We start from the raw sequence: 18,873 nt of genomic DNA on the forward strand, positions 1-18,873 counted from the left end.
GGCGTCGGGAGGCCACGGCTCGGGCTTAATCAGGCTTGATCAGGGAGTGAGCAAGTGGTGGACATGCATATCGATCAGAAGGTGTTGAGTGACTTGCGGGAGGTCATGGAAGATGGCTACCTGCAGTTGCTGGAAACCTTCCTGGAAGACTCCGAGCGACGCCTGAGCCAGCTCCATGAGGCCAAGGATGCCGATGAGCTTGGCCTGGCCGCACACAGCTTCAAAGGTAGCAGCAGCAACATGGGGGCCGTTGGCCTGGCCGAGCTGTGCCGGGAGCTGGAAGAGCGGGTGCGCCAGCAGCCTTTGTACGGTATCGAGGATCTGATCAACCGCATCGATCTGGAGTACATCGAAGTCCGGCGCTTTTACCGTGACGAGTGGCAAAGAGTAGCCACGGAGTAAAAGCTGGCGCGAGTTTTGCTTTTCTTCGCACAGACGCACTTTACCAGTTCTGCCGCGGAGACCTTTCAATGCCTGTCGCATCCAATCCCTTGCTGCAAGCCAGCCTCGTCAACAAGACGTCGCGCCCGGCTGCCAGTGTGCCGGACAAATCGCTGCAGGGCCCGGCCAGCCAGGGCACAGGCTTCGACCAGGTCATGGCCCGGCAGGGGCGCGACAGCGTTCCTGCACGTGACGACAAGGTTGCCAAGGGCGCCGACCAGGTCAAGCCCAAGGAGGAGGCCGGCCCGGCCGCCGGCGGCAAGCCGGAGGAAAGCAGCAAGCCGACGGTTGCCGATGACGGCAAGAACTTGCCAGTGGCCACGGCCCCCAAGCCGGCCGAGGAAGCGGACGAATCTGCCGACAGCGGCAATACCACGCCTATCGATGCCAGCCTGGTAGCAGGGCAGGTCACCGATGCCCAGCCGGGAGCGCAGTTGATCCAGGCCCAGGCCGAAGCGGTTGCCCCGGTGTTGCAGGCGGCAGCGCAGGTGCCGCAGCCTGTGTTGCCGCCGGCGGCGGTCGATGAGGCCGCCAAGGATGCCGCGTTCGATCCCGAGGCCGATCCTCTGGCCAACATGCCGACCTTGCGCCTTGCGTTGGAGCAGGATGCCCAGGCCAAGGGCACCACGTCCGCCCATGCGGCCGCCCGTTCCGACAGCAGCCAGGCACCTGCCGACCCGGCTGCCACGGCCGTCAATACCTTGGCGAATGTGGTGCAGAAGGCCGAATCGGAGGCCGGGCATTCCGAGCGCGGCGACAAGGCCTTCGCCGGGCTGATCGACGATGGCCTCAAGGACATCAAGGGGGCCAGCAGCGATACGCGCGTGGATGACTTCGCCGATCGCCTGGCCAGCCTCACCCAGGCGGCGACGCCCAAGACTGCCAATGCCGTGCCGGTGACTCCAAGCCCGCTGCAGCAACCCCTGACCATGAACCAGGGTGCCTGGACCGAGGGGCTGGTGAACCGGGTCATGTACCTGTCGAGCCAGAACCTCAAGTCGGCGGATATCCAGCTTGAGCCCGCAGAGCTTGGCCGTCTGGACATTCGCGTCAATGTTGCGGCGGACCAGCCCGCACAGATTCATTTCGTCAGCGGTCATGCCGGCGTGCGTGATGCGCTCGACAGCCAGCTGCATCGCTTGCGCGAGTTGTTCGCCCAGCAGGGCTTGGCGCAACCGGACGTCAGCGTCGCTGACCAGTCCCGTGGCCAGCAGCAACAGCAGGCGCAGCAGGGTGGGTCGAGCCTGTCCGGGGTTGCGGCGCGCCGTGCCGAGGCTGCAGGCGAGGGTGGTGAAGTTGACGCCGGGCGTCCCGTCGAGCATCAGGCGGTGGTCGGCGACAGCATGGTCGACTACTACGCCTGACAGTTGCCGGCCTGGCCGACGTGCCTGCGACAGTAGGCGCGTCCCACCTCAAGGCCGCTACATTGCTACTCTGGCAAATCTGGCATAACACTTGCTCAAGCCACGTCATCCTTCTTTGAAACCCCGATGGACGACGGATTATTGGCATGGCGAAGAGTGACGCAGTGAAAGACCCCGCCGCTAAAGGCAAACTCAAGTTGATCCTGCTGCTGGTGCTGGCCCTGCTCCTGGCGGTCGGCCTGTCGGTAGGTGCTACCTGGTTCTTCATGCACAAGAGCGGGTCGGAGCCGGCACCCGAGGCGGCACAGAGCAACGTCAAGCCGGCGGCGATCTACGAACCCCTGGCCCCGGCATTCGTGGTCAACTTCAACCAGAACGGTCGGCAGCGCTACATGCAGGTGAGCATCACCATGCAGGGTCGCAGCCAGGCGGACCTGGAAGCGCTGAAAGTGCACATGCCGGTGATTCGCAACAACTTGGTGATGATGTTCTCCGGGCAGGGTTTCGACACCCTTGCCGCGAGCTCGGTCGGCCAGGAGATGCTGCGCCAGAAGGCCACCGCGGTGGTCCAGGAAGTGGCGCAGAAGGAAGTCGGCAGGCCGGTCGTCGACCAGCTGCTGTTCACCAATTTCGTATTGCAGTAGGAGCACATAGATGGCCGTGCAGGACCTGCTGTCCCAGGATGAGATCGACGCCCTGCTGCATGGGGTGGACGATGGGCTGGTACAAACCGAGAGCACCGGCGAGCCCGGCAGCATCAAGAGCTACGACCTGACCAGTCAGGACCGTATCGTCCGGGGGCGCATGCCGACCCTGGAAATGATCAACGAGCGTTTCGCCCGCTACACCCGCATCAGCATGTTCAACCTGCTGCGTCGCTCCGCCGACGTGGCGGTGGGCGGCGTGCAGGTGATGAAGTTCGGCGAGTACGTGCACTCGCTGTACGTGCCGACCAGCCTGAACCTGGTCAAGATCAAGCCGTTGCGCGGCACCGCGCTGTTCATCCTCGACGCCAAGCTGGTGTTCAAGCTGGTGGACAACTTCTTCGGTGGCGACGGCCGCCACGCCAAGATCGAGGGGCGAGAGTTCACCCCGACCGAGCTGCGCGTGGTGCGCATGGTCCTGGACCAGTGCTTCGTCGACCTCAAGGAGGCCTGGCAGGCGATCATGCCGGTCAACTTCGAGTACATAAACTCCGAGGTCAACCCGGCCATGGCCAACATCGTCGGCCCCAGCGAGGCGGTGGTGGTCTCGACCTTCCACATCGAACTCGATGGTGGCGGCGGCGACCTGCACGTGACCATGCCGTACTCGATGATCGAGCCGGTGCGCGAGATGCTCGACGCGGGCTTCCAGTCCGACCTGGACGACCAGGACGAACGCTGGGTCAAGGCCCTGCGCGAGGACGTGCTGGACGTCAATGTCCCGGTTTCGGCCACGGTTGCCCGTCGCCAGCTGAAGCTGCGCGACATCTTGCACATGCAGCCCGGTGACGTGATTCCGGTTGAACTGCCGGAACACCTGGTGCTGCGCGCCAACGGCGTGCCGTCGTTCAAGGCGCGGCTGGGATCGCACAAAGGCACCCTGTCGCTGCAGATCATCGACCCGATCGAGCGCCGCTGAAGGCGTGCCGGTCGCTCCAACGTATTGAATGCCTGTCGAGGAAATCATGGCTAACGAAAACGAGATCAACTCTCCAGAGGAACAGGCCCTGGCCGATGAGTGGGCTGCCGCCCTGGAAGAAACCGGCGATGCCGGCCAGTCCGACATCGACGCGCTGCTGGCCGCCGATGCCGCGGGCTCCGGCGCCGGCCGCCTGCCGATGGAAGAGTTCGCCAGTTCGCCCAAGCCTAACGAGCACGTAAGCCTCGAAGGCCCGAACCTGGACGTGATCCTGGACATTCCGGTGAGCATCTCCATGGAAGTGGGCAGCACCGAGATCAGCATCCGCAACCTGCTGCAGCTCAACCAGGGCTCGGTGATCGAACTGGATCGCCTGGCCGGCGAGCCGCTGGACGTGCTGGTCAACGGCACCCTGATCGCCCATGGCGAGGTGGTCGTGGTCAACGAGAAGTTCGGCATCCGCCTGACCGACGTGATCAGCCCCAGCGAACGTATCAAGAAGCTGCGCTGAGTGAAGCGCATGATGCGGGGCGTCACGGCCCTCGGTGCCTTGCTCGCCAGCGAGGTGGTGATCGCCGCCGCCGAGCCAGTCGCCGCGCCGGCAGCAGGCTCGCCGCTGCCGGGCGGGCTGGGGGCGCAGCTGGCACAGATGGTGTTCGGCCTGCTGCTGGTGGTGGGCTTGATCTTCTTCCTGGCCTGGCTGCTGCGGCGCATGCAGGGCAACGCCCAGCGCGGTGCCCAGGTCATCGAGATCGTCGGCAGCCGGGCCATCGGCCCGCGTGACCGGCTGTTGCTGGTGCAGGTCGGCAAGGAGCAGATCCTCATCGGCCATACCCCCGGCAGCATCGAAGCGCTGCATGTGCTGGCCGAACCCGTGGCCGTGCCTGCCACGGCGCGCCAGGCCGCACCGGAATTCGCCCAGCGGCTGCTCGAGCTGATGGGCAAGGATCATAAGGACAAGACGTGATGAGCGGCGCAGTGCGCTTTCTGTTGACCTTGGCGCTGCTGCTGGCCGCGCCGCTGGCCCTGGCCGCCGACCCGCTGTCGATCCCGGCCATCACCCTGTCCAGTGGGGCGGACGGGCAGCAGGAGTATTCGGTCAGCCTGCAGATCCTGCTGATCATGACGGCGCTGAGCTTCATTCCGGCGTTCGTCATCCTGATGACCAGCTTCACCCGCATCATCATCGTCTTCTCCATCCTGCGCCAGGCCCTGGGCCTGCAACAGACACCGTCGAACCAGGTGCTTACCGGCATGGCGCTGTTCCTGACCATGTTCATCATGGCGCCGGTGTTCGAGCGCGTGAACAAGGACGCGCTGCAGCCGTACCTGGCCGAGCAACTGACCGCCCAGCAGGCCATCGACAAGGCCCAGGGGCCCTTGAAGGACTTCATGCTGGCGCAGACCCGGCAGAGTGACCTCGACCTGTTCATGCGCCTGTCCAAGCGCACCGACATCGCCGGGCCCGACCAGGTGCCGCTGACGATCCTGGTGCCGGCGTTCGTCACGTCCGAGCTCAAGACCGCGTTCCAGATCGGTTTCATGATCTTCATTCCGTTCCTGATCATCGACATGGTGGTCGCCAGCGTGCTGATGGCCATGGGTATGATGATGCTGTCGCCGTTGATCATCTCGCTGCCGTTCAAGATCATGTTGTTCGTGCTGGTCGATGGCTGGGCGCTGATCATGGGTACCCTGGCCGGCAGTTTCGGCGGTGTCTGACGCCGCCAAGGAGAGCCTTGCATGACACCTGAAGTCGCAGTCGACCTGTTCCGTGACGCCTTGTGGCTGACCACCCTGATGGTCGCCGTGCTGGTGGTGCCGAGCCTGCTGATCGGCCTGGTGGTGGCGATGTTCCAGGCGGCCACGCAGATCAACGAACAGACCCTGAGCTTCCTGCCGCGCCTGCTGGTGATGCTGATCACCTTGATCGTCGCCGGGCCCTGGCTGGTGCAGAAGTTCATGGAGTACTTCATCGGCCTGTACACCAGCATTCCGCAGCTGATCGGTTGAGGCTGCCATGCTGGAGCTGACCGACACGCAGATCGGCACCTGGGTCGCCACCTTCATCCTGCCGCTGTTCCGGGTGGCGGCGGTACTGATGACCATGCCGATCTTCGGCACCAAGATGCTGCCGGCGCGGGTGCGCCTGTACGCTGCCGTGGCCATCACCGTGGTCATCGTGCCGGGCCTGCCGCCGCTTCCCGAGATCGACCCTTTGAGTCTGCGGGGCATGCTGCTGTGTGCCGAGCAGATCATCGTCGGGGCACTGTTCGGGTTTTCCTTGCAGCTGTTGTTCCAGGCGTTCGTCATTGCCGGGCAGATCGTCGCCGTGCAGATGGGCATGGCCTTCGCCTCCATGGTCGACCCGGCCAACGGGGTCAACGTGGCGGTGATCAGCCAGTTCCTGACCATGCTGGTGAGTGTGCTGTTCCTGTTGATGAATGGCCACTTGGTGGTGTTCGAGGTGCTGACCGAGAGTTTCACCACGTTGCCGGTGGGCAACGCCCTGGTGGTCAATCATTTCTGGGAGATGGCCGGGCGCCTGAGCTGGGTGCTGGGCGCCGCGCTGCTGTTGATCCTGCCGGCGATCGCCGCGTTGCTGGTGGTCAACATCGCCTTCGGCGTGATGACCCGCGCCGCACCGCAGTTGAACATCTTCTCCATCGGTTTCCCGCTGACCCTGGTGTTGGGCATGGGGATTTTCTGGGTCGGCCTGGCCGACATCCTTCCGCATTACCAGGCACTGGCCAGCGAAGCGCTGCAGTGGCTGCGTGAGCTGGCACGGGCGCGCTGAGCATGGCAGAGAGCGAAAGCGGTCAGGACAAGACAGAGGAACCCACCGAGAAGCGCAAGCGCGACTCACGGGAGAAGGGTGAGGTTGCCCGCTCCAAGGAGCTGAACACCGTCGCGGTGACCCTGGCGGGCGCCGGTGGCTTGCTGGCATTCGGCGGTTATCTGGCGGAAACGCTGATGACCCTGATGCGCATGAACTTCAGCCTGACGCGTGAGGTGATCGTCGACGAGCGCAGCATGGGTGCGTTCCTGCTGGCCTCGGGCAAGATGGCGATCTGGTCGGTGCAGCCGATCCTGATCCTGCTGTTCGTGATTTCTTTCGTCGCGCCGATCGCCCTGGGCGGCTTCCTGTTCTCCGGGAGCCTGCTGCAACCGAAGTTCAGCCGGATGAATCCGTTGTCGGGGATCAAGCGCATGTTCTCGATGAACGCGCTGACCGAGCTGCTCAAGGCGATGGCCAAGTTCGTCATGATCCTCATGGTGGCGTTGCTGGTACTGGCCAGTGACCGCGAGGCGCTGCTGGCCATCGCCAACGAGCCACTGGAACAGGCGATCATCCATGCGGTGCAGGTGGTGGGCTGGAGCGCCTTGTGGATGGCGGCGGGGTTGCTGCTGATTGCCGGGCTCGATGTGCCGTACCAGCTGTTCCAGACGAACAAGAAGATGAAGATGACCAAGCAGGAGGTCAAGGACGAGTACAAGGACAGTGAAGGCAAGCCCGAGGTCAAGCAGCGTATCAGGCAGTTGCAGCGGGAGATGTCGCAGCGGCGGATGATGGCGGCGGTGCCGGATGCCGATGTGATCATCACCAACCCGACCCATTATGCGGTGGCGTTGCAGTATGACCCCGAGAAGGGGGGCTCGGCGCCGTTGCTGTTGGCCAAGGGTACGGACTTCATGGCCTTGAAGATTCGTGAGATCGGGGTTGAGCACAAGGTGCAGATCCTTGAATCGCCGGCCCTGGCGCGGGCTATCTATTACTCTACCGAGATCGAGCAGGAGATTCCGGCGGGGCTTTACCTGGCGGTGGCGCAGGTGTTGGCTTATGTGTTCCAGATTCGGCAGTATCGGGCGGGCAGGGGGAAGGCGCCGGAGCCGTTGAAGAAGGATTTGCCTATTCCTGAGGATCTGCGGCGGGATAGTTGAGTTTGTTGTTTGTTGTTTGTTGTTTGTTGTTTGTTGTTTGTTGTTTGTTGTTTGTTGCTTATGTTGGTTATTGTTTTGTGGGGTTTATGCGCATTCATTGGCGATGTCGACGCATAATCACCTTTCCGCCCTTACGGCGGGTCCCTTTTTGAAGCATCAAAAAGGAACCAAAAAATGCTCGCTCCATTCATCCGGCCCTCCGCTTCGCTCCGGGTTCCCTCACTCCGGCCTCCTGAAGTCGCGAAGTTACGGGCGGCGCCTGCACTAACGCAGCTAGTCGCTAGTTGCCATCGTGGGAACTCTAGATCAACATCGCGGGGCAAGCCCGCTCCCACGATAGTTTGGCTATTTCATTCAACGTGGGAGCGGGCTTGACCCGCGATGACGTAATGAAGAACTACACTTCATTCACTAATAAACCAAAATATCTGCTCTTGATCTGCTCTTGATCTGCTCTTGATCTTGCTTCTAAGTGCGCGATAGTTCAGGCGCCACAAATTGCGACTTCAGGAGGCCGAACGGAGGGCTTGCGCAGGGAGGTGACGGGCATGGATGCCCGCCAAGCGCCGATCAGGCCATGGATGGCCCGTCGGCGCGTCCTCCCGGAGCGAGCCCGGAGTGAGGGGACCCCGGAGCGAAGCGTAGGGGCCGTATGATGGAGCGAGCGGCTTTTGCCTTCTTTTGCCCGCGTGCAAAAGAAGGTCGCCGTAAAGGCGAAAAGGTGATTATGCGTCGACATGGCGAATGAATGCGCATACAAGAATCAAAACACACACTCTTAAGCCCGACCCCGACCCCGACCCCGACCCCGACCCCGACCCCGACCCCGACCCCGAGAACCCCTCAAAATCCCCACCCCCAGAAAAGTTGGAAGGCTTCTTGCAAAGGCAGCGCCAGCCGCCACACAGGCGTCAAAGTTTTGCTTGAAGAGGAATCGCGGTGGATCGCACTCAGTTAATCAGCAGCGCCCGTAACAACCTGGCCGGTCTCGGCCGGGGCAGCCTCGGCGTGCCGCTGCTCCTGCTGGTGATGCTGGCAATGATGATGTTGCCGATCCCGCCGTTCCTGCTCGACGTGTTCTTCACCTTCAATATCGCCCTGTCGATCGTGGTCCTGCTGGTCTGCGTCTACGCCCTGCGGCCGCTGGATTTCGCCGCGTTCCCGACCATCCTGCTGGTGGCGACGCTGCTGCGCCTGGCGCTCAACGTTGCCTCCACCCGTGTGGTCATGCTCCACGGCCAGGAAGGTCACGGCGCAGCGGGCAAGGTGATCCAGGCCTTTGGTGAGGTGGTGATCGGCGGCAACTACGTTGTCGGTGCGGTGGTGTTCGCCATCCTCATGATCATCAACTTCGTCGTGGTCACCAAGGGTGCCGGGCGTATTTCCGAGGTGAGCGCGCGCTTCACCCTCGATGCCATGCCCGGCAAGCAGATGGCCATCGATGCCGACCTCAACGCCGGCCTGATCGACCAGGTCCAGGCCAAGGCACGCCGTGCCGAGGTCGCCCAGGAGGCCGAGTTCTACGGCTCCATGGACGGTGCCAGCAAGTTCGTCCGCGGTGACGCCATTGCCGGCCTGCTGATCCTCTTCATCAACCTTATCGGCGGCATGCTCATCGGCATGCTGCAGCACAACATGACCTTCGCCGACGCTGGCAAGGTCTACGCCCTGTTGACCATCGGTGACGGTTTGGTGGCGCAATTGCCATCGCTGTTGCTGTCCACCGCGGCCGCGATCATGGTCACCCGCGCCTCGGGCTCCGAGGACATGGGCAAGCTGATCAATCGGCAGATGTTCGATTCGCCCAAGGCCCTGGCGGTCTCAGCCGGGCTGATGATCGTCATGGGGCTGGTGCCGGGCATGCCGCACGTCGCCTTCCTGAGCCTCGGCGCCCTGGCCGCCGGTGGCGCCTACCTGGTGTGGAAGAAACAGCAGAAGACCAAGATCGTCGCCCAGCAGGAGGCCCAGCGTCAGCAGGACCTGCTGCCATCGCCGCAACGCGCCATCGAAACCAAGGAGCTGGGCTGGGACGACGTCACCCCCATCGACATGATCGGCCTGGAAGTCGGCTACCGCCTGATTCCGCTGGTTGACCGCAACCAGGGCGGCCAGTTGCTGGCGCGGATCAAGGGCGTGCGCAAGAAGCTTTCCCAGGACTTGGGCTTCCTCATGCCCACCGTGCACATTCGCGACAACCTCGACCTGCAGCCCAGCGCCTATCGCCTGACGCTGATGGGCGTGATCCTGGCCGAGGCCGAGATCTACCCCGACCGGGAACTGGCGATCAACCCGGGCCAGGTGTTCGGTGCGCTCAACGGTATCGCCTCGCGAGATCCGGCGTTTGGCCTGGAGGCGGTGTGGATCGATGTCGGGCAGCGCGCTCAGGCGCAATCGCTGGGCTACACCGTGGTCGATGCCAGCACCGTGGTCGCCACCCACCTCAACCAGATACTGCAGAAACACTGCCACGAGCTGATCGGGCACGAGGAGGTGGTGCAACTGCTGCAGGTGCTGGCCAAGGTCTCGCCGAAACTGGCCGAAGAGGTGGTGCCGGGTGTCATTTCCTTGTCGGGCCTGCTCAAGGTCCTGCAGGCACTGCTCGCCGAACAGGTGCCGGTGCGTGACATCCGCAGCATTGCCGAAGCCATCGCCAACAACCCGACGAAGAGTCAAGATACCGCCGCGCTGGTGGCGCTGGTACGCGTCGGATTGTCCCGCGCCATCGTGCAAAGCATTGTCGGCGTTGAGTCCGAGCTGCCTGTGATCACCTTGGAGCCAAGGTTGGAACAGATCTTGCTCAATAGTCTGCAAAGGGCCGGGCAGGGTCAGGAAGATGGTGTTCTTCTTGAGCCGAGCATGGCCGAGAAGCTTCAGCGTTCGTTGATCGAGGCAGCCCAGCGTCAGGAAATGCAGGGCCAGCCGGCCATCCTTCTGGTAGCCGGCCCGATCCGCGCCATGCTGTCGCGCTTCGGCCGCCTGGCTGTACCGAATTTGCATGTTTTGGCGTATCAGGAAATACCTGACAACAAGCAAGTCACCATCGTTGCCACCGTGGGCCCCAACGGCTGAGGTAGTGGGTTATGCAAGTTAAGCGTTTTTTTGCCGCCGATATGCGTCAGGCCATGAAGCTGGTCCGTGATGAGCTCGGCTCCGATGCCGCCATCATCGGCAACCGGCGCATTGCCGGCGGTGTCGAGCTGACGGCTGCGCTGGACTACAAGCTGTCCGCCCTGGCCCCGCGCGTGCCCAACGCAGAGCTCGAAGACGAGCTGCGCAAGACCCAGTCGCGCATCGTTACCGCCCAGGCCGAACTGACCGGGCGTGGCGATGCCGTCGAAGGCGGCAACCGGCAGTTGTTCGCCGGGCAGCCGCTGACCGCCTCGGAGCCGCTGATCGAGCAGCATGTCGATGAGCCCGCGGCGGTTGCCGCGCCGGCGTCGGCACCGGTTGATCCACGTCTGTTCGATGCCATGCGTTTCGAGCTGACCGGCTTGCGCGAATTGCTTGAAGTCCAGCTCGGTTCGCTCGCCTGGAGCCAGCTGCAAGGCAGCAAGCCGCAGCAGGCCAACCTCTGGCGCCGGCTGCAGCGCCTCGGCCTTTCCGGTGGCCTGGCCCGCGAGCTGCTCGACCTCACCGCTGGGATCGAAGAACCACGCCATGCCTGGCGCATGGTCCTGGCGCACCTGGCGCGGATGATCGACGTGCCCGAGATCGAACCGATCGAGGAGGGCGGGGTGATCGCCATGGTCGGCCCCGCCGGCATGGGCAAGACCACCACGCTGGCCAAGCTGGCCGCGCGCTACGTGCTCAAGTACGGCGCGAACAACCTGGCGCTGGTGAGCATGGACAGCTTCCGCATTGGCGCCCAGGAACAGCTCAAGACACTGGGCCGCATCCTCAATGTGCCGGTCACCTACGTCGATCCGGGCGAGTCGCTGGCCCAGGCCCTGGAGCCGCTGCTGCGCAAGCGTGTGGTGCTGATCGATACCGCAGGCCTGCAGGCCAGCGACCCGGCGCTGCGCATGCAGCTCGAGACCCTGGCCGGGCGCGGCATCGCCGCAAAGAATTACCTGGTGCTGGCGACCACCAGCCAGAAGCAGGTGCTCACCGCCGCCTACCACAGCTACAAGCGCTGCGGCCTGGCCGGGTGCATCCTGACCAAGCTCGACGAAACGGCCTGCCTCGGCGAAGTGCTGAGCCTGGCCATCAGTCATGAATTACCGGTGGCCTATCTGACCGATGGGCCGCGCATTCCCGACGACCTGCAGCTACCGCGCAAGCACCAGTTGGTAAGCCGCGCCGTCAGTGTGCAATTGCAGGAAGAGCCCAGCGACGAGGCCATGGCCGACATGTTTGCTGATCTGTACCACAGCCCTGGCAAGCGCGCGGGTTGAGGGTGAATACTGTGCAAAGTACCTACATCATGGGGTTGCCCGGCCGGACCGTGGCCTTGAATGTTCAGCCCCTCATGTGGCCTGGGTCCAAGCGAGACAAGGTAAAGAACAGACATGGGTAGCATGCATCCCGTACAGGTGATCGCCGTGACCGGTGGCAAAGGTGGCGTCGGCAAGACTAACGTTTCAGTGAACCTGTCCCTGGCGCTGGCCGAGCTCGGCCGCCGGGTGATGTTGCTGGACGCCGACCTGGGCTTGGCCAATGTCGACGTTCTGCTGGGGCTCACGCCCAAGCGCACCCTCGCCGACGTGATCGAAGGCCGCTGCGAGCTGCGCGATGTGCTGTTGCAAGGCCCGGGTGGTGTGCGCATCGTCCCGGCGGCCTCCGGCACGCAGAGCATGGTGCACCTGGCGCCCGCGCAACACGCCGGCCTGATCCAGGCCTTCAGCGACATCGGCGACAACCTCGATGTGCTGGTGATCGACACGGCTGCGGGTATCGGTGACTCGGTGGTCAGTTTCGTCCGTGCCGCCCAGGAAGTGTTGCTGGTGGTGTGCGACGAGCCGACCTCGATCACCGACGCCTACGCGCTGATCAAGCTGCTCAACCGCGATTACGGGATGAACCGGTTCCGTGTGCTGGCCAACATGGCCCAGAGCCCACAGGAAGGCCGCAACCTTTTCGCCAAGTTGACCAAGGTCACGGACCGCTTCCTCGACGTCGCCCTACAATACGTCGGTGCCGTGCCTTACGACGAATGCGTGCGCAAAGCCGTGCAGAAGCAGCGGGCGGTCTATGAGGCCTTCCCTCGGTCCAAGTGTGCGCTGGCGTTCAAGGCCATCGCGCAGAAGGTCGACAGCTGGCCGCTGCCTGCCAACCCGCGTGGGCACCTGGAATTCTTTGTCGAGCGCCTGGTGCAGCCCACCAGTGCAGGGCCGGTGCTATGAACGCGAGCGGTTTCAAGATGTACAGCAAGGCCGCCAAGGACGCGCAGTACGAGCTGATCGAACGCTACGCGCCACTGGTCAAGCGTATCGCCTACCACCTGCTGGCACGCCTGCCGGCCAACGTCCAGGTCGAGGATCTGATCCAGGCCGGGATGATCGGCTTGCTGGAAGTGGCCAACAAATACGATGCCAGCAAGGGTGCCAGTTTCGAAACCTACGCTGGTATCCGTATTCGCGGCGCCATGCTCGACGAGGTGCGCAAGGGCGATTGGGCGCCACGTTCGGTGCACCGCAATACGCGCATGGTCAGTGACGCGATCCGCTGTGTCGAAGCAAAGACTGGCCGCGACGCTAAAGATCACGAGGTTGCTGCCGAACTCCAATTGAGTCTCGATGATTACTACGGGATTTTGAATGACACCTTGGGCAGCCGCCTGTTCAGTTTCGACGACCTGCTGCAGGACGGCGAACATGAAGGGCTGCACGAGGACGGAGCCAGCGGCCAGCTGGAGCCGGCGCGTGACCTGGAAGACGAGCGCTTCCAGGCTGCGCTGGCCGATGCGATCGCCAACCTGCCGGAGCGAGAGCGCCTGGTCCTGGCGCTGTACTACGACGAAGAGCTGAACCTCAAGGAAATCGGTGAGGTGCTGGGGGTCAGCGAATCGCGTGTCAGCCAGTTGCACAGCCAGTGCGCCGCGCGTTTGCGCAGCCGCCTTGGGGAGTGGCGGGCACGTTGAACCCGGGTTCAGTGCAGTCGTTTTTTTGTAGTGCCGAATTGATTGAGCGCGCGCTCGGCGCCGAGCGCGTTAAAGACTGCTTGGAGGTCTAATTGAACAAAGACATGAAAATCCTCATCGTTGACGACTTTTCGACGATGCGGCGGATCATCAAGAACCTGTTGCGTGACCTGGGGTTCACCAACGTCAAGGAAGCTGATGACGGCAATACGGCACTGCCGATGCTCACCAGCGAGCATTTTGATTTCCTGGTGACCGACTGGAACATGCCGGGCATGACCGGTATTGACCTGCTGCGCGCCGTTCGCGCCGACGAGCGCCTCAAGCACCTGCCGGTACTGATGGTCACCGCGGAAGCCAAGCGCGAGCAGATCATCGAAGCTGCCCAGGCCGGCGTGAACGGCTATGTGGTCAAGCCTTTCACCGCCCTGGCGCTGAAAGAAAAGATCGAAAAGATCTTCGAACGCGTCAACGGCTGAGTCACGTCTGGGGGGCGCAATGGAGTCAACCAACAACTCTTTGGGTGAGTTCGAATCAACCCTGAAGAAGCATGCCCAGGAGCTGGTCGAGAGCCTCGAGCGCGGCCGGTTCGGTGAGGCGGTGCAGCTGATCCACCAACTGAACCAGACCCGCGACCGCGGGCTGTACCAGGAAGTCGGCAAGCTCACCCGCGAACTGCACAGTGCAATCGTCAACTTCCAGATCGACCCGGCCATGCCGCAGGCCGAGGAAGTGTCGCAGATTACCGATGCCGCCGAGCGCCTCTCCTACGTGGTCCGCCTCACCGAAGGTGCGGCCAACCGCACCATGGACCTGGCGGAGGCGTGCACCCCGGTGCTCAACGACCTTGCCACCGAGGCCCAGAGCCTGTCCGCCGACTGGCAGCGCTTCATGCGCCGCGAGGTGGCGGCGCCGGAGTTCCGTGAGTTGGTCAAGCGTGTGGACAGTTTCCTGACGCACAGCGCCGAAGGTAATCAGAAGGTTGCGGGCCATATCAACGATATCGTCCTGGCCCAGGATTATCAGGATCTCACCGGCCAGGTGATCAAACGGGTGACCACGCTGGTCACCGAAGTCGAAAGCAATCTGCTCAAGCTCGTGCTGATGGCAAGCCAGGTCGACCGCTTTGCCGGTATCGAACATGACCACCAGCAGCTGCGCGCTGAAAAAGATCAAGAAAAACATCCGACTCGGGGTGAAGGTCCGCAGATTCATGCCGATAAGCGTGAAGACGTCGTGTCCAGCCAGGACGATGTCGACGATCTGTTGTCCAGCCTGGGTTTTTAAGGAGCACGTTTAATGAGCTTCGGCGCCGATGAAGAAATCCTTCAGGATTTCCTGGTAGAAGCCGGCGAAATCCTCGAGCAACTGTCCGAGCAATTGGTCGAGCTGGAAAGCCGGCCTGATGATGCGGACCTGCTCAACGCGATTTTCCGCGGTTTCCACACTGTAAAAGGGGGCGCCGGCTTCCTTCAGCTCAATGAGTTGGTGGAGTGCTGCCACATTGCCGAGAACGTGTTCGACATCCTGCGCAAAGGTGAGCGCCGGGTCGACGCGGAGCTGATGGACGTGGTGCTCGAAGCACTCGACACGGTCAACAGCATGTTTGGCCAGGTACGTGAGCGCACCGATGTCACGCCGGCCACCCGTGAGCTGCTGGCAGCGCTGTCGCGCCTGGCCGAGCCCGCTGGTGCCGACGAGCCGGCCCCGGTCGAGGTGGCCGCTGTCGCCGAGGCGCCGGCTGCCGAGCCCGACATCACCGACACCGAGTTCGAGCAACTGCTCGACTCGCTCGATGCAGTCAAGGCCGAAGCCCAGGTTCACGAGCAACTGCAAGGTGAACAGGTCAGCGCGGGTGGTGACGAGATTACCGACGCCGAATTCGAGTCGTTGCTCGACCAGCTGCACGGCAAAGGCCAGTTTTCGCCAGATACCGCTGCCAGTGAGCCAGCGGCCGTTGCCCCTGCCAGTGATGAGATCACCGACGACGAGTTCGAGTCGCTGCTCGATCAGTTGCACGGCAAGGGCACCTTCGCTGTCGACGCATTGCCTGGCGTCGCTGCTCCTGCAGCCAGCGCGGCACCAGCGGCGGCTGACGAGAGCATCACCGAACACGAATTCGAGGCGCTGCTCGACCAGTTGCACGGCAAGGGCAAGTTCTCTGGCGAGGCGGTTGTTGCCGAAGCGCCAGCAGCCGCTGTTGCCGCACCTGTCGCGGCCAAGGCCGAAGCCAAGCCGGTTGCCAAGCCAGCGCCAGCGCCTGCTCCCGCGCCTGCCGCTGCCAAGCCTGCCGCTCCGGCCCGGGCGCCGGCGCCGGCCGCCGACAAGCATGGCGCCAGCGAGGCGGAGACCACCGTGCGGGTCGACACCGCGCGCCTGGACGAGATCATGAACATGGTCGGCGAACTGGTGCTGGTGCGTAACCGCCTGGTGCGCCTGGGGCTCAACAGCGGTGACGAGGCCATGTCCAAGGCCGTGTCCAACCTCGATGTGGTTACCGCCGACCTGCAGACCGCTGTCATGAAGACGCGCATGCAGCCGATCAAGAAGGTCTTCGGGCGTTTCCCGCGCCTGGTTCGCGACCTGGCCCGCCAGCTCAAGAAAGAGATCAACCTGGAGCTGGTCGGCGAAGAAACCGACCTGGACAAGAACCTGGTCGAGGCCCTGGCCGACCCGTTGGTGCACTTGGTGCGCAACGCCGTCGACCATGGCGTCGAGATGCCCGACGAGCGCGAGGCCTCCGGCAAGTCGCGCATGGGCCGGGTGGTACTGTCCGCCGAGCAGGAAGGTGACCACATCCTGCTGTCGATTTCTGACGACGGCAAGGGCATGGACCCGAGCATCCTGCGCGCCAAGGCCGTGGAGAAGGGCCTGATGGACAAGGACGCGGCCGACCGCCTGAGCGAGTCGGACTGCTACAACCTGATCTTCGCCCCGGGCTTCTCGACCAAGACCGAGATCTCCGACGTGTCCGGCCGCGGTGTCGGCATGGACGTGGTGAAGACCAAGATTTCCCAGCTCAACGGCTCGATCAACATCTTCTCGGCCAAGGGCCAGGGCTCGAAGATCGTCATCAAGGTGCCGCTGACCCTGGCGATCATGCCGACGCTGATGGTGATGCTGGCCAACCAGGCGTTCGCCTTCCCGCTGGTCAACGTCAACGAGATCTTCCATCTCGACCTGTCGCGCACCAACGTGGTCGACGGCCAGGAAGTGGTGATCGTGCGCGACAAGGCGCTGCCGCTGTTCTACCTCAAGCGCTGGCTGGTCCAGGACCACGAGCACGAGGAGCAGCACGAAGGTCATGTGGTGATCCTCTCGGTCGGCACCCAGCGCATCGGTTTCGTGGTCGACCAGCTGGTCGGTCAGGAAGAGGTGGTGATCAAGCCGCTGGGCAAGATGCTGCAGGGAACCCCGGGCATGTCCGGCGCGACCATCACCGGTGACGGCCGTATCGCGCTGATCCTCGACGTCCCGAGCATGCTCAAGCGTTACGCCGCCCGGCGTATTTGATTTCGGTGGCGCGCCCAGGCGGGTGCGCCGCCTAACGGAGTGTTTATGGCAGTCAAGGTCCTGGTGGTGGATGATTCCGGTTTCTTCCGCCGCCGTGTCTCGGAAATTCTCGCGTCCGACCCGACGATCCAGGTCGTGGGTACCGCGACCAACGGCAAGGAAGCGATCGACCAGGCGCTGGCGCTCAAGCCCGATGTCATCACCATGGACTATGAAATGCCCATGATGGATGGCATCACCGCGGTGCGTCACATCATGCAGCGCTGCCCGACGCCGGTATTGATGTTCTCCTCGCTGACCCACGAAGGCGCCCGCGTCACCCTCGACGCCCTGGATGCCGGTGCGGTCGACTACCTGCCGAAGAATTTCGAAGACATCTCGCGTAACCCGGAGAAGGTCAAGCAGATGCTGTGCGAGAAGGTCCACACCATCTCGCGCAGCAACCGCCGTTTCAGTGCCTATTCCAGCCCGGCACCGGCCGCAGCGCCGGCACCGGCCAGCAGCCATGCCCCAGCCAGTAGCTTCGCCGGTACCGCGCCTGCGCGCACTGCCGCCCCGGCCCGTGCCGCGGCACCGGCTGCCACGCATTCGCCGGCACCCAAGCGCAAGCCGTACAAGCTGGTTGCCATCGGCACCTCCACGGGCGGTCCGGTGGCGCTGCAGCGGGTGCTGACCCAACTGCCCGCCGGTTTCCCGGCGCCGATCGTGCTCATCCAGCACATGCCGGCGGCTTTCACCAAGGCCTTCGCCGAGCGCCTGGACAAGCTGTGCAAGATCAGCGTCAAGGAGGCCGAGGACGGTGACGTGCTGCGCCCGGGCCTGGCCCTGTTGGCCCCGGGTGGCAAGCAGATGATGGTCGACGGCCGTGGCACGGTGAAGATCCTGCCGGGCGATGAACGCCTGAACTACAAGCCCTGCGTGGACATCACCTTTGGCTCTGCCGCCAAGTCCTACGGCGACAAGGTGCTCTCGGTGGTTCTCACCGGCATGGGCGCCGATGGCCGCGAAGGCGCACGCCTGCTCAAGCAGGGTGGCAGCACCGTGTGGGCGCAGGATGAAGCCAGCTGCGTGATCTATGGCATGCCCATGGCCATCGTCAAGGCCAACCTCGCCGACGCCGTCTACAGCCTGGACGAGATCGGCAAGCACCTGGTCGAGGCGTGCGTCTGATGGATGTGTTGAGCCTGATCGGCCTGATCCTCGCCTTTGTCGCCATCGTCGGCGGCAATTTCATGGAGGGCGGCCACGTCGGTGCGCTGATCAACGGCCCGGCGGCGCTGATCGTGCTGGGCGGTACCCTGGCGGCGGCATTGCTGCAGTCGCCGCTGTCGTCGTTCAAGCGTGCCCTGCAGATCATTCGCTGGATTTTCTTCCCGCCACGGGTGGACCTGGCCGGCGGCATCGACCGTGTGGTGAACTGGAGCCTGACGGCGCGCAAGGAAGGCCTGCTGGGCCTGGAAGGCGTGGCCGATGCCGAGCCCGATCCCTATGCGCGCAAAGGCCTGCAGTTGCTGGTCGACGGCGCCGAGCCGGAAGCCATCCGCAGCATCCTCGAAGTCGACTTTTTGACCCAGGAGTCCCGTGACATCCAGGCCGCCAAGGTGTTCGAGAGCATGGGCGGCTACGCGCCGACCATCGGTATCATCGGCGCGGTAATGGGCCTGATCCATGTGATGGGCAACCTCGCTGATCCGTCGCAGCTGGGCAACGGCATCGCCGTGGCCTTCGTCGCCACCATCTATGGCGTGGCCAGTGCCAACCTGATCCTGTTGCCGGTCGCCAACAAGCTCAAGGCCATCACCCTGCGCCAGTCGCGTTACCGCGAGATGCTGCTCGAAGGCCTGCTGTCGATCGCCGAAGGCGAGAACCCACGCTCGATCGAGCTGAAGCTGCAAGGCTTCATGGAGTAAG

General features: G+C 63.5%; 19 protein-coding genes. All 19 read left to right on the forward strand.

Annotation, left to right across the window (positions count from 1 at the left end; all coding sequences use genetic code 11):
- Positions 1-54: 54 nt before the first annotated feature.
- The 19 genes from AAHK21_RS21355 to AAHK21_RS21445 all read left to right on the forward strand — a co-directional run bounded on the left by AAHK21_RS21355 (position 55) and on the right by AAHK21_RS21445 (position 18,872).
- Positions 55-402, forward strand: a complete 348-nt coding sequence (locus tag AAHK21_RS21355) for an Hpt domain-containing protein (protein ID WP_367858264.1) — start codon at positions 55-57, stop codon at positions 400-402.
- 68 nt (positions 403-470) lie between these two features.
- Positions 471-1,805 (forward strand): flagellar hook-length control protein FliK, encoded by a 1,335-nt coding sequence (locus AAHK21_RS21360; RefSeq protein WP_367858265.1) that lies wholly within the window; start codon positions 471-473, stop codon positions 1,803-1,805.
- A 146-nt stretch (positions 1,806-1,951) separates the two neighbouring features.
- Positions 1,952-2,449: a flagellar basal body-associated protein FliL gene (fliL, locus tag AAHK21_RS21365; protein WP_367858266.1), complete on the forward strand. Its 498-nt coding sequence runs from the start codon at positions 1,952-1,954 to the stop codon at positions 2,447-2,449.
- A 10-nt stretch (positions 2,450-2,459) separates the two neighbouring features.
- Positions 2,460-3,428, forward strand: a complete 969-nt coding sequence (gene fliM, locus AAHK21_RS21370) for a flagellar motor switch protein FliM (protein ID WP_023630491.1) — start codon at positions 2,460-2,462, stop codon at positions 3,426-3,428.
- A gap of 46 nt (positions 3,429-3,474) precedes the next feature.
- A complete protein-coding gene (gene fliN, locus AAHK21_RS21375) occupies positions 3,475-3,939 on the forward strand; it encodes a flagellar motor switch protein FliN (RefSeq protein WP_031315050.1) in 465 nt (154 codons plus the stop codon).
- Between the two features lie 12 nt (positions 3,940-3,951).
- Positions 3,952-4,395 carry a flagellar biosynthetic protein FliO gene (fliO, locus tag AAHK21_RS21380; protein WP_367859016.1) on the forward strand — a complete coding sequence of 148 codons (444 nt, stop codon included), beginning with the start codon at positions 3,952-3,954 and terminating at the stop codon, positions 4,393-4,395.
- Positions 4,395-5,150, forward strand: coding sequence for a flagellar type III secretion system pore protein FliP (fliP, locus tag AAHK21_RS21385; protein WP_367858267.1), 756 nt, complete (start codon positions 4,395-4,397; stop codon positions 5,148-5,150). Before fliO ends, fliP begins: the two co-directional genes overlap by 1 nt.
- Positions 5,151-5,171: 21 nt before the next feature.
- On the forward strand, positions 5,172-5,441 hold the full coding sequence (gene fliQ / locus AAHK21_RS21390) for a flagellar biosynthesis protein FliQ (RefSeq protein WP_023630488.1): 270 nt from the start codon (positions 5,172-5,174) through the stop codon (positions 5,439-5,441).
- Positions 5,442-5,448: 7 nt separating this feature from the next.
- Entirely contained in the window at positions 5,449-6,225 is a 777-nt protein-coding gene (gene fliR / locus AAHK21_RS21395; RefSeq protein ID WP_110702466.1) for a flagellar biosynthetic protein FliR, read from the forward strand.
- A 2-nt stretch (positions 6,226-6,227) separates the two neighbouring features.
- Entirely contained in the window at positions 6,228-7,370 is a 1,143-nt protein-coding gene (flhB, locus tag AAHK21_RS21400) for a flagellar biosynthesis protein FlhB (RefSeq protein ID WP_367858268.1), read from the forward strand.
- 939 nt (positions 7,371-8,309) lie between these two features.
- Complete coding sequence (flhA, locus tag AAHK21_RS21405; RefSeq protein ID WP_367858269.1) at positions 8,310-10,439, forward strand: flagellar biosynthesis protein FlhA; 2,130 nt, start codon at positions 8,310-8,312, stop codon at positions 10,437-10,439.
- Between the two features lie 11 nt (positions 10,440-10,450).
- Positions 10,451-11,764 carry a flagellar biosynthesis protein FlhF gene (gene flhF, locus AAHK21_RS21410; RefSeq protein ID WP_367858270.1) on the forward strand — a complete coding sequence of 438 codons (1,314 nt, stop codon included), beginning with the start codon at positions 10,451-10,453 and terminating at the stop codon, positions 11,762-11,764.
- Between the two features lie 114 nt (positions 11,765-11,878).
- On the forward strand, positions 11,879-12,712 hold the full coding sequence (gene fleN / locus AAHK21_RS21415; RefSeq protein ID WP_023630864.1) for a flagellar synthesis regulator FleN: 834 nt from the start codon (positions 11,879-11,881) through the stop codon (positions 12,710-12,712).
- Positions 12,709-13,449, forward strand: coding sequence for an RNA polymerase sigma factor FliA (gene fliA, locus AAHK21_RS21420; protein WP_038706555.1), 741 nt, complete (start codon positions 12,709-12,711; stop codon positions 13,447-13,449). The genes fleN and fliA overlap by 4 nt, the downstream gene beginning before the upstream one ends.
- 104 nt (positions 13,450-13,553) lie before the next feature.
- Entirely contained in the window at positions 13,554-13,928 is a 375-nt protein-coding gene (locus tag AAHK21_RS21425; protein ID WP_023630863.1) for a chemotaxis response regulator CheY, read from the forward strand.
- Between the two features lie 19 nt (positions 13,929-13,947).
- Entirely contained in the window at positions 13,948-14,736 is a 789-nt protein-coding gene (locus AAHK21_RS21430) for a protein phosphatase CheZ (protein ID WP_046854691.1), read from the forward strand.
- A gap of 12 nt (positions 14,737-14,748) precedes the next feature.
- Entirely contained in the window at positions 14,749-16,962 is a 2,214-nt protein-coding gene (locus AAHK21_RS21435) for a chemotaxis protein CheA (RefSeq protein ID WP_367858271.1), read from the forward strand.
- 45 nt (positions 16,963-17,007) lie between these two features.
- Positions 17,008-18,132, forward strand: a complete 1,125-nt coding sequence (locus AAHK21_RS21440; RefSeq protein ID WP_367858272.1) for a chemotaxis response regulator protein-glutamate methylesterase — start codon at positions 17,008-17,010, stop codon at positions 18,130-18,132.
- Positions 18,132-18,872, forward strand: a complete 741-nt coding sequence (locus AAHK21_RS21445) for a flagellar motor protein (protein WP_023631606.1) — start codon at positions 18,132-18,134, stop codon at positions 18,870-18,872. The genes AAHK21_RS21440 and AAHK21_RS21445 overlap by 1 nt, the downstream gene beginning before the upstream one ends.
- Position 18,873: the final 1 nt, after the last annotated feature.

Origin of the sequence: Pseudomonas sp. TE50-2 (assembly GCF_040813665.1) — a bacterium.
Taxonomy (GTDB): Bacteria; Pseudomonadota; Gammaproteobacteria; order Pseudomonadales; family Pseudomonadaceae; genus Aquipseudomonas; species Aquipseudomonas soli.

What these genes read in the sequence shown, in the direction of transcription:
- AAHK21_RS21360 (WP_367858265.1), top strand. Translation starts at nt 471, where the DNA reads ATGCCTGTCGCATCCAATCCCTTGCTGCAAGCCAGCCTCGTCAACAAG.
- fliL (WP_367858266.1), top strand. Translation starts at nt 1,952, where the DNA reads ATGGCGAAGAGTGACGCAGTGAAAGACCCCGCCGCTAAAGGCAAACTC.
- fliM (WP_023630491.1), top strand. Translation starts at nt 2,460, where the DNA reads ATGGCCGTGCAGGACCTGCTGTCCCAGGATGAGATCGACGCCCTGCTG.
- fliN (WP_031315050.1), top strand. Translation starts at nt 3,475, where the DNA reads ATGGCTAACGAAAACGAGATCAACTCTCCAGAGGAACAGGCCCTGGCC.
- fliO (WP_367859016.1), top strand. Translation starts at nt 3,952, where the DNA reads ATGCGGGGCGTCACGGCCCTCGGTGCCTTGCTCGCCAGCGAGGTGGTG.
- fliP (WP_367858267.1), top strand. Translation starts at nt 4,395, where the DNA reads ATGAGCGGCGCAGTGCGCTTTCTGTTGACCTTGGCGCTGCTGCTGGCC.
- fliQ (WP_023630488.1), top strand. Translation starts at nt 5,172, where the DNA reads ATGACACCTGAAGTCGCAGTCGACCTGTTCCGTGACGCCTTGTGGCTG.
- fliR (WP_110702466.1), top strand. Translation starts at nt 5,449, where the DNA reads ATGCTGGAGCTGACCGACACGCAGATCGGCACCTGGGTCGCCACCTTC.
- flhB (WP_367858268.1), top strand. Translation starts at nt 6,228, where the DNA reads ATGGCAGAGAGCGAAAGCGGTCAGGACAAGACAGAGGAACCCACCGAG.
- flhF (WP_367858270.1), top strand. Translation starts at nt 10,451, where the DNA reads ATGCAAGTTAAGCGTTTTTTTGCCGCCGATATGCGTCAGGCCATGAAG.
- fleN (WP_023630864.1), top strand. Translation starts at nt 11,879, where the DNA reads ATGGGTAGCATGCATCCCGTACAGGTGATCGCCGTGACCGGTGGCAAA.
- fliA (WP_038706555.1), top strand. Translation starts at nt 12,709, where the DNA reads ATGAACGCGAGCGGTTTCAAGATGTACAGCAAGGCCGCCAAGGACGCG.
- AAHK21_RS21425 (WP_023630863.1), top strand. Translation starts at nt 13,554, where the DNA reads ATGAAAATCCTCATCGTTGACGACTTTTCGACGATGCGGCGGATCATC.
- AAHK21_RS21430 (WP_046854691.1), top strand. Translation starts at nt 13,948, where the DNA reads ATGGAGTCAACCAACAACTCTTTGGGTGAGTTCGAATCAACCCTGAAG.
- AAHK21_RS21435 (WP_367858271.1), top strand. Translation starts at nt 14,749, where the DNA reads ATGAGCTTCGGCGCCGATGAAGAAATCCTTCAGGATTTCCTGGTAGAA.
- AAHK21_RS21440 (WP_367858272.1), top strand. Translation starts at nt 17,008, where the DNA reads ATGGCAGTCAAGGTCCTGGTGGTGGATGATTCCGGTTTCTTCCGCCGC.
- AAHK21_RS21445 (WP_023631606.1), top strand. Translation starts at nt 18,132, where the DNA reads ATGGATGTGTTGAGCCTGATCGGCCTGATCCTCGCCTTTGTCGCCATC.